Below are 8,750 nucleotides of genomic sequence, written 5' to 3'. Positions count from 1 at the left end.
AAGCCCGACCATTCGTACATACTTTCATGTAACCACTTTAGTTTTGCCGACGGCTTTATAAGCTATTACCTGGCCTACCAGCAATTGGTTAAGCAGGGTAAAATGAAACGGCTGTACATCATGTCGTTAAAAAAACAGATGGAAAAGCACTGGTGGCTGCAATATTGCGGCAGTTTTTCTGTTGACCCAGGGAAGGTATCGGTAGCCGAAAGTCTTGCCTACGCAGCCGAAGTATTAAGCGAGCCTGGTAACCTGCTGCTGTTTTTTCCGCAGGCCAACCTGGAAAGTTGCCATATCCAAACTATAGAGTTTCAGAACGGGTTGGCAGAGATAGTATCCCGGATAAAGGGCGACTGTCAGTTATTATGGAGTAGTAATATTGTTGAATATTTTGAAAGCATCAAACCCTCGGTTTATTTTAATATGCTCGATTGTGGTACCAACCACGATTTTGATTTTGAGGTGATGAAACAACAAGTAAACCAGCATCATAAAGCATCACTTAAAAGCACCGTACGCTTTACTAAAGAAGATTAACCCAACATAAGAATTTTTAAATAGAATTGACTAAGTTTGAATATACCAACCTATATATGAGCCAGATAAAAAAGGAAGATATCAAACAGGAAGTGTTTGATCTTTATGACGATTATGCACATAACCGTGTAGACAGGCGGGCGTTTGTACAAAAACTTTCGCTTTACGCCGTTGGCGGTTTAACCGTACCCGCACTGATGAGTTTTTTAATGCCTGATTATAAAAATATACAGGTTAGTGCCGACGACCCGAGGTTAAAATCAGAATATATTACTTACGACTCGCCAAATGGTGGCGGTAAAATTAAAGCGTTGCTGTCAAAACCGGCAGATGCTAAGGGCAAACTGGGCGGCATAGTGGTGGTACATGAGAACCGTGGACTTAATCCGTATATAGAAGATGTGGCGCGTCGTGCGGCGCTGGCAGGTTTTATTACCATTGCACCTGATGCCCTGACACCATTGGGCGGCTACCCTGGCACTGATGACGCCGGGCGCGAAATGCAGACCAAACGCCCCGGCGAGGAAATGAACCAAAACTTTATAGATGCCTTTCATTACTTAAAAAATAATAAAGATTGTAACGGCAAAGTAGGTGTAGTAGGCTTTTGCTATGGTGGCGGGGTAGCCAATATGATGGCCGTACGCTTACCTGATTTGGCTGCTGCTGTGCCATTTTACGGCAGCCAACCCAAAGACGAGGATGTGCCTCAAATTAAAGCGCCTTTATTGCTGCATTATGCCTCGTTGGATACCCGTATAACCGGTGGATGGCCCGCTTATGAAGCAGCGTTAAAAGCCAACAATAAAAAATACCAGGCTTATATTTATGAGGGTGCCAACCACGGTTTTCATAACGATACAACCCCGCGTTATGATAAAGCCGCTGCCGAACTGGCCTGGCAACGTACGATTGATTTTTTTAAGGAAAATTTAAAATAGTAGTAATAGCATACTAAGAAACCCGTGTTTTCACCAACTAATATATTTTATGAAAAAAGTTATTTTCCTGCTCCTTATGTCACTATTGATTAATATCAACGGCAAGGCACAAACTGTAAAGGGTCCACAAGTTAAAACTGCTAACGGGGTCTTACAAGGCGTTGATGAAGCCAGCGGTATCCGTTCGTTTAAGGGTATCCCGTTTGCACAACCACCCGTGGGCGACCTAAGGTGGAAAGAGCCACAACCTGCTGCAAACTGGCAGGGTGTACGTATGGCCGACCATTTTGGCGCCCAAGCCATGCAGCAACATTTATACAGCGATATGATATTCAGAAGCGCGGGAAAAAGTGAAGATTGTCTTTACCTGAACGTTTGGGCGCCTAAAGCCGGTACAAAAAAATTGCCTGTGCTGGTATATTTTTATGGTGGAGGCTTTACTACAGGCGATGGTTCTGAAGGCCGTTATGATGGCGAAAGCATGGCAAAAAAAGGCATAGTGGCGGTTACGGTAAACTATCGTTTGGGTGTATTTGGCTTTATGGCCCACCCGGAACTTACCAAAGAATCTCCCCATCATTCATCCGGAAATTACGGTTTGATGGACCAGCATGCGGCATTGGTTTGGGTTAAAAATAATATAGCGGCTTTTGGCGGCGATCCTGCACAGGTTACCATTGCCGGCGAATCGGCAGGGTCCATGTCAGTATCGGCTCAAATTGCATCGCCATTGTCAACAGGTTTGTTTAGAAGTGCCATAGCCGAAAGCGGTGCCTTAATGGGAAACCTGTCGCCTACACCTTTAGCCACTGCCGAGCAAAGTGGTCTTGCTTTTGCTACCAGGGTAAAAGCAACCAGCCTGGCCGATCTGCGTAAAATACCTGCTGATACGCTATTGAAATGGGGGGCAAGAGGACGTTTTGGCTGCACTGTTGATGGTTATTTTTTACCGGAGCAGCCACAGGCCATATTTGCAGCCGGCAAGCAAATGAAAGTAGCTTTATTAGCCGGATGGAACTCGGCCGAAGGCGACTTTCATAGCATACTGGGCCGAAACGTTACCCCTACACCCGAAAATTATAAAGCAGCAATACAGCGCTTATACAATGATAAAGCGGCCGATATTTTGACGCATTATCCGGCAAATACCGAAGATGAAGTAAAGGCCTCAGGAAATGCGCTGGCGTCCGACAGGTTCATCGCGTTTAGTACCTGGAAAATGGTAGACCTACAAGCCCGTACACAAAGCAAACCGGTTTACCGTTACTGGTACATACAACCGCGCCCAATGCTGGCTACTGATAAGGAAAAACCTGCCGGTGCGGTACACTCTGCCGAAATTGAATATGCCATGGGCAACCTGCATTATAATAAGACCTATAACTGGACGGCGGAAGATTTAAAGACATCTGAAGTGATGCAGAATTATTTTGCCAACTTTGTTAAAACCGGAAATCCTAATGGCCCTTCGTTACCTGTGTGGAACGCCATGCAAAGCACAGCCAATGATAAGGTTATGGTGATTGATGCCAACACCCACGCCATCCCCGACCAAACAAAGGCCCGTTACGATTATATGGATGGTATATTGGGTAAGTAGGAGAAGAAAAAGGGTTTCTTTTAGCTATATTGACCCGTAGGGTTTAGCTTTTTGTAGAATAAAGATTCTGCTCTTGCGATCGTCTGTGACTAGTGCTTAACATAGGTCGGCATTTTAAATGCAACACACTTGTAATGTAATCGATATGCAACTTTAAGCACTCGTAGCAGACGAGTGCTTAAATGGTTTGTAGTATAATAAAGCGCAGGTCACCATGAATACCAAGTATAATTTCCCCAACGGATTTACCAGGTTACAGAGCCTGGCAAAGTCATTTAAAGTAATTAATGATCCATTAGGTGCTGTTACACTTAACATGAAGCGCTTTTCTAACACCTATTCCACGTTTATCCCGGGCAAAGGGCGGGTAATAGTTACGCAGGATGGTGATTTTGCTAATTATATACTTCGTGAAAATCATACTAATTATAAAAAGGCTCAATTAGGCTCAGCGATAGCTGTACGGCAACTAGGCGACAGTTTGTTATTTGCCAATGGCGAAGATTGGCGCAGGCAAAGGCGGTTAATACAGCCCGCTTTTCACCACGCCGGTATACAGCAGCTTTATCAAACAGTTATTGATACCATAAATCTGTTTGTTGCCCGTTTGCCCGAGGGCGAAGAGATAGATGTTTACCCCCTGATGCGCGATCTTTCTTTTTCGGTTTTGATCTCCTCGTTATTTAATATAGATATGTCGCAGCAAATGACGAATGACCTGTGCCGTGCCTTTGTTGATTTGCAAAACTTTATCCTTAAAGATGTATTTCAGCCTTTTAGACGGATTATGTATCCGGTAACAGGAGAGGAAAAGCGACTTGCGAAGCAATGGGAAGATGTAAGAAACATGCTGAAAGGTATTATTGCAATTAGGCGAGAAGGTGATAAGTCGCATAGTGATTTACTAAACATGCTATTAAGCGCCAGGTACGAAGACACCGGAGAGGCTATGGACGACGACAGGCTGATAAGCGAGTTGCTTATTTTGTTGTTTGCCGGCCATGAAACAACCGGCGCCACAGTATCGTGGTTATTACATCTCATCGCTTCGGACGGGGATGTGCTGAAGAAATTGACTGGCAGGATAGCGGATATTGATATAATGGATAGCCCGCGTGATAGTTACATAAACGCTGTGATAAACGAAGGTATGCGCCTTTATCCGGCAGTTTGGGTAGCCGAAAGGTTAACTATAAATGACGATAACTTTGGTGGATATTCCTATCCAGCAGGCACAAGTATTTTAACTTACTTTTATGGCATGCATCGGCTCCCTGCGTATTGGGAGAATGCAGAAAAATTTAACCCGCAACGTTTTTTAACGCCGGATGGAACGATTAATAAGAACATAAAAAGTTACTTTCCCTTCGGTGCAGGTCCACGAATGTGTATAGGCAACAACTTTGCAATGGCAGAAATATCATTTATACTTTACACGATATTTAAAAAATTTGATATTAAAAATACAGTATCAACCCCGGTACCGTGGCCGTTGCTTACCATGCGCCCGCGTGAGGTTATCCTTAATATTAAAAGATATTATACGGATTAGTCTTTAACCCTGTTTTATAAGTTCACCACTAGTATTTCACCGCCAATTAAAGCGTAGACGTAATTACAATAAATCCGAAATCGAAATCAATTGCTCATATCATTCCCATTATAAATATGTAACGATAGGGTAGCCCCTATGGGGCAAACAACACTTTTCTTTTCTGAGCTACAAACAGGTAGCCCCTAACGGGGCAGCTTGTGCAGCTGCTTATTAATTGTCTACGATAGGTTTCTAACTGATACAAAATATAGCCCCAATGGGGGCAGCTTATCTGTTCACGCTATTAGCATAGCAGTTCATTCTATTAAACATTCGACGCTTCCATTGCCCCGTTAGGGGCTACCTGTTTGTAGAAAAACCCATCGATAGATATTTTTGCCCCGTAGGGGCTACCCTTAGCTATTCCGGCACAACGCGTCGAAATATTATAAATAGACTTGCCCTATCCATTGCCCCGTTAGGGGCTACCTGTTTGTAGAAAAATCCATCGATAGATATTTTTGCCCGTACGGGCTACCCTTAGCTATTCCGGCACAACGCGTCGAAATATTATAAATAGACTTGCCTCTCCATTGCCCCTTTAGGGGCTACCTGTTTGTAGAAAAACCCATCGATAGATATTTTTGCCCCGTAGGGGCTACCCAAATAATGAAATATTAATATATTTATAAATGCCAAACACCTACACACAGTTATATATACATTGCGTTTTTGCTGTGAAATACAGGGAGGCCATTATTCAACCCGAATGGGAAGAAAGGTTACATAAATACATGAGCGGCATAGTTCAAAACAACGGACATAAATTATTAGCCATAAATTCCGCATCTGATCATCTGCATCTTTTTATTGGACTTAACCCCAATCAATCCATATCAGAGTTAATGCGTATGGTAAAAGGCGATAGTTCTGAGTTTATTAATAAAGAAAAACTTACTAAAACGAAATTCAGTTGGCAGGATGGCTACGGTGCTTTCAGCAATAGCCGGTCGCAAATAGACGCAGTAGTAAAATATATCGTCAACCAAAAACAACATCACCTTAAAAAATCCTTTAAAGATGAATACCTGGAGATATTAAAAGATTATGAAGTTGATTATGATGAAAAATATATTTTCAAAGATTTAATAGATTAATTGCCGGTTTTTTGACTTTTTACTTAACTCCTCGTATCATTCCCATTATAAATACTCAAATAGCTTTCATAGCGGGATAGTTCTATTTCTTCGTTTTCCAATGCTTCTAACACCGCGCAGCCAGGCTCATTAATATGGCGGCAATTGTTAAAGCGGCAATATTGCATACGCGAGCGCATTTCGGGGAAGTATCGGCCCAATTCCTGTTTTTCAATGTCAATAATACCTAACTCGCGGATGCCGGGGGTATCAATAATAAATCCGCCCTGGGGCAATTCAAACATTTCGGCAAAAGTGGTAGTGTGGGTGCCTTTATCGCTCCATTCAGATACTTCGCTGGTGCGTAATTCTAATTGAGGCAGCAACGCATTGATCAAACTTGATTTGCCTACGCCGGAGTGACCGGAGAATAAGGTTACCTTGTCTTTTAACAGAGCCTGAATTATATTAATATTGGTCCCCTCTAATGCCGAAACACTATAACAGGGGTAACCTATGTTTTCGTAAATGGATTTGTAATCGTCCAATATTTCCAGGCCTTCATTACTAAACAAATCAAGTTTGTTAAAGATGAGTTTGGCGGGAATAGCATACGCCTCGGCGGTGACCAAAAAACGATCAATAAAACCTAACGAAGTACGGGGCGAGGCTAAAGTTATTACCAACAAAGCCTGGTCCAAATTAGCAGCGATGATCTGCCCTTGTTTGGATAGGTTGATGGATTTACGGATAATATAATTTTTGCGGGTATGCAGATGGGTAATTACGCCGGTTTCCTGCTCGGGCTCCATTTCAAAGTCCACCACATCACCAACGGCTATGGGGTTGGTTGTAGTAATACCTTTAATACGGAATATCCCTTTAATACGGCAATCGTATCTTTCCCCATCAGGTGTTTGCACCTGGTACCAGCTTCCGGTTGATTTGGTTATTAATCCCTGCATTAAAGTGTTAGTATGGCTTTAATACTTTCGGTTAAACGATTTATTGTAGCTATATCCAAATTACCTACCCGCCCCTTTAGTCTTGACTGGTCTATAGATCGTATTTGGTCGCATAATATATAGGACGTCTTTAATAGCCCATTGTTTGCCGTTGGTTCTATAGCAAGCCTAAGTAATGAAATGCCTTCTCTATATTGCGATGAAATAGCACAAGCTATATATGAAGTATGATTTGATTGATTTAATAAATCAGATTGTAATATAACAACGGGGCGAACTTTGCCCGGTTCACTTCCTATTGATAAGTCGAGTTTTGCAATCCAAATTTCATATTGCCTTGGATAATGCTTATTCATCTAAATACTTTTGTAAGTCCTGCAATGAAGCCATTTCAAAGTCGTGTTTAAGCTCTTTATCAGGGTCAAATTCTTTTAGCAAGGCAACCTCTTTTGAAATTTGATCTTCCAAAGCTCTGCGTTGCTGCCATTTGTTATATTGCTCAATAGCCGATTTGATATAGTTAGACCGGCTGGTTTTTTTTGCTTTAACCTGTTTTTCTGTTTCTTCAAACAAATTATCATCCAGCTTTAAAAGAATACTTTTCATCGTATTAAATTTATATATCAAATATAGATATACTTTTTTATATATTTTTAGATAATTCTAATAATATAAGATATCTTTCTATTTTTATTCTATATAATTTATCATGAAAGTAGCTATAGCATCACCTCCATTTCCCAAATCAGTTAGCGATGGCTTATACTGGCTGGACAAACTGGTTAAGGAAGCATCTGCACAACAGGCAGAAATTATTTGCTTTCCGGAGTCTTTTATTCCGGGATATCCATTAACTGAATTTGAGGTAGAATTATGCTCGCCGGAAACGCTGCGATCTGCATTGAATAGTGCCCGAAAAATTGCCGACGAAAATAACATCGCTATAATATTACCCATGGACTGGTATGAAGGCGATAGCTTTTTCAATGTGGCCCATGTAATATCAAATACCGGCAAGTTATTAGGCTATCAAGCAAAAACACAATTGGACCCTACCGAAGATAATATCTGGCTACCGGGAACCAAACGAAACCTGTTTGAAGTAAACGGTGTAAAGTTTGGTATTACTATTTGCCATGAAGGTTTCCGTTATCCTGAGTTAGTGCGCTGGGCAGCTCGCCAGGATGCCAAAATTGTTTTTCACCCGCACTGTGCAGGGAGCAATGTTGAAGGTAATAAACCCACATCATGGGGTAGCATAGATAGCCCTTATTACGAAAAGGCCATGATGATGCGGGCCCTGGAAAACACGATATACTTTGCCAGTTCCAACTATTATGCATTTGATTATCCGGAATCTGCCAGCTCATTAATAGCACCTGATGGTACTTGTATAGCTTATCAACCATATACCGTACCGGGCGTGTTGGTAAAGGAAATTGATATGGCCAAAGCCACCGGCTTTTTGGCTAAACGGTTTAAGCCCGAATTGCTGCCATGAAGCAATAATCAAAAAATAAAACACAATACATTTGCTAATTCGAAAATTAACCGCTTATTTTGCGACGTCGTGAAAGACAATAACAATGATAATCAAACACACCACAACAACTACAGTTACTACCACCGGCATACAGTTCGGAGGAAGATAATCGTATGGTGTAAAAAATAATAACCACATGAACGCCTTCCTCCAGCAAAGAGGAAGGCGTTTTTTGTTTAAAAATGATATGAAAGTTTTAAAATTTGGCGGTACTTCCGTAGGCTCAGTTCAAAGTATTCAAACCTTGTTAAATATTTTAAAAAACGAGGCGGCCGGTACGGATAAACCCGTGGTGGTGCTATCTGCCATGAGCGGAGTAACCAATTTACTGATAGCCATGGCCGAAGCTGCCGCCAAAGGCGAAGAGTTTACCGCACCCTTAGCCGAGCTGGAAAAACGCCACTTTGATGTAGTGAAAAGCCTGCTAACTGTTCAAAACCAAAATCCGGCGTTTACCCGCCTTAAAATTTTCTTTAACCAATTGGAGGATCTGC

Annotated in this window: 10 protein-coding genes; 7 read left to right on the top strand and 3 right to left on the bottom strand. The window is 41.9% G+C overall.

Annotation, left to right across the window (positions count from 1 at the left end):
• From ABI367_RS12270 to tnpA, 5 genes are all read left to right on the top strand, one after another.
• Positions 1 to 537 (top strand): 1-acyl-sn-glycerol-3-phosphate acyltransferase (locus ABI367_RS12270; RefSeq protein ID WP_462227798.1); only part of this gene is annotated, 537 nt, incomplete at its 5' end.
• A gap of 56 nt (positions 538 to 593) precedes the next feature.
• On the top strand, positions 594 to 1,478 hold the full coding sequence (locus ABI367_RS12265; RefSeq protein ID WP_462227797.1) for a dienelactone hydrolase family protein: 885 nt from the start codon (positions 594 to 596) through the stop codon (positions 1,476 to 1,478).
• Positions 1,479 to 1,554: 76 nt separating this feature from the next.
• Positions 1,555 to 3,078: a carboxylesterase/lipase family protein gene (locus tag ABI367_RS12260; protein ID WP_462258084.1), complete on the top strand. Its 1,524-nt coding sequence runs from the start codon at positions 1,555 to 1,557 to the stop codon at positions 3,076 to 3,078.
• A 214-nt stretch (positions 3,079 to 3,292) separates the two neighbouring features.
• Positions 3,293 to 4,630: a cytochrome P450 gene (locus tag ABI367_RS12255; protein WP_462227794.1), complete on the top strand. Its 1,338-nt coding sequence runs from the start codon at positions 3,293 to 3,295 to the stop codon at positions 4,628 to 4,630.
• 674 nt (positions 4,631 to 5,304) lie between these two features.
• A complete protein-coding gene (tnpA, locus tag ABI367_RS12250) occupies positions 5,305 to 5,769 on the top strand; it encodes an IS200/IS605 family transposase (protein ID WP_462227793.1) in 465 nt (154 codons plus the stop codon).
• A gap of 23 nt (positions 5,770 to 5,792) precedes the next feature.
• On the opposite strand, the gene rsgA is transcribed toward tnpA, so the two are convergent.
• The 3 genes from rsgA to ABI367_RS12235 are packed head-to-tail and all read right to left on the bottom strand — an operon-like array spanning position 5,793 to position 7,319.
• Positions 5,793 to 6,713, bottom strand: a complete 921-nt coding sequence (gene rsgA, locus ABI367_RS12245; RefSeq protein WP_462227792.1) for a ribosome small subunit-dependent GTPase A — start codon at positions 6,711 to 6,713, stop codon at positions 5,793 to 5,795.
• A complete protein-coding gene (locus ABI367_RS12240) occupies positions 6,713 to 7,069 on the bottom strand; it encodes a type II toxin-antitoxin system PemK/MazF family toxin (protein WP_462227791.1) in 357 nt (118 codons plus the stop codon). The genes rsgA and ABI367_RS12240 overlap by 1 nt, the downstream gene beginning before the upstream one ends.
• The gene (locus tag ABI367_RS12235; RefSeq protein WP_462227790.1) at positions 7,062 to 7,319 is read right to left on the bottom strand and encodes a hypothetical protein; all 258 of its coding nucleotides are present in this window, start codon (positions 7,317 to 7,319) and stop codon (positions 7,062 to 7,064) included. Before ABI367_RS12235 ends, ABI367_RS12240 begins: the two co-directional genes overlap by 8 nt.
• 103 nt (positions 7,320 to 7,422) lie before the next feature.
• On the opposite strand from ABI367_RS12235, the gene ABI367_RS12230 reads away from it, so the two are divergent.
• Both ABI367_RS12230 and ABI367_RS12225 read left to right on the top strand, forming a co-directional pair.
• Entirely contained in the window at positions 7,423 to 8,214 is a 792-nt protein-coding gene (locus ABI367_RS12230) for a carbon-nitrogen hydrolase family protein (RefSeq protein WP_462227789.1), read from the top strand.
• A gap of 178 nt (positions 8,215 to 8,392) precedes the next feature.
• Positions 8,393 to 8,750, top strand: a 358-nt coding sequence (locus ABI367_RS12225; protein ID WP_462258083.1) for an amino acid kinase family protein, incomplete at its 3' end; no start/stop codon positions are given.

The sequence above is a fragment of the Mucilaginibacter sp. genome (genome assembly GCF_039935595.1).
In the GTDB taxonomy this organism is placed as follows: domain Bacteria; phylum Bacteroidota; class Bacteroidia; order Sphingobacteriales; family Sphingobacteriaceae; genus Mucilaginibacter.
The sequence above is the reverse complement of the archived record's forward strand: the minus strand, read 5'-3'. Positions and strand labels throughout refer to the sequence as shown.

Bases quoted from the DNA above. Each gene is read 5' to 3' on its own strand.
- ABI367_RS12265 (WP_462227797.1), top strand. From the start codon at position 594: ATGAGCCAGATAAAAAAGGAAGATATCAAACAGGAAGTGTTTGATCTT.
- ABI367_RS12260 (WP_462258084.1), top strand. From the start codon at position 1,555: ATGTCACTATTGATTAATATCAACGGCAAGGCACAAACTGTAAAGGGT.
- ABI367_RS12255 (WP_462227794.1), top strand. From the start codon at position 3,293: ATGAATACCAAGTATAATTTCCCCAACGGATTTACCAGGTTACAGAGC.
- tnpA (WP_462227793.1), top strand. From the start codon at position 5,305: ATGCCAAACACCTACACACAGTTATATATACATTGCGTTTTTGCTGTG.
- rsgA (WP_462227792.1), bottom strand. From the start codon at position 6,713: ATGCAGGGATTAATAACCAAATCAACCGGAAGCTGGTACCAGGTGCAA.
- ABI367_RS12240 (WP_462227791.1), bottom strand. From the start codon at position 7,069: ATGAATAAGCATTATCCAAGGCAATATGAAATTTGGATTGCAAAACTC.
- ABI367_RS12235 (WP_462227790.1), bottom strand. From the start codon at position 7,319: ATGAAAAGTATTCTTTTAAAGCTGGATGATAATTTGTTTGAAGAAACA.
- ABI367_RS12230 (WP_462227789.1), top strand. From the start codon at position 7,423: ATGAAAGTAGCTATAGCATCACCTCCATTTCCCAAATCAGTTAGCGAT.